The following is a 551-nucleotide window of genomic DNA, read 5'->3' as shown; positions in this document are numbered from 1 at the left end:
GGCGTGGACCGCCTCCGATCCGCCGCCATGGATGGCAATCGATCTTGATTTGACAAGTCCCTATCGTGCGCGGCAGGTCTCGGCGCGAGACATGCAGGACATCAATCACACACTCAACGCGGACAGCGGATTGTCGGCCACACCGACCGAGTCGCTGATACAGCCGCGGCCAGCGGCCGGTCGGCGTAAATGGCCGCTGGCCATCGTCGCTTCCGGCCTGCTTCACGGCGCGGCGGCGGCCGCGTTCCTGCTCGCGCCTGCCGGCACATTCGACTCCCTGGACGCGATCCAGGCCGAGGGCGCCGACCAGTCCGGCGCCAACGTCATCGGCAGCGCCCTGGACGACCAGTCGTCCGGCGCCGTGGATGTCACCCTGGTGCCAGATCCGCAGCCGGTGAAACGCCAGGCCGCGCAGCCCGCTCCGCCAGCCGAGGCGCAGCAACCGGCAAGCGTGCCGCCGACGCCTCAGCTTCCGCAGCAAGCCGTCAAGGAAGCCGCTTCCATGCCGGATATCCTGGCGTCCGCCAGCCCGCGCCAGGACGACCAGAGTG

Annotated in this window: 1 pseudogene; it reads left to right on the top strand. The window is 69.3% G+C overall.

Annotated elements, in window-relative coordinates:
• Positions 1-91: 91 nt before the first annotated feature.
• Positions 92-551 (top strand): annotated as a pseudogene (locus tag EOD07_RS36805) (energy transducer TonB); the annotation flags it as partial.

The organism is Mesorhizobium sp. M2C.T.Ca.TU.002.02.1.1, from assembly GCF_003997225.1.
Note: the sequence above shows the minus strand (reverse complement) of the source record. Positions and strands in the feature narration are given on the sequence as shown.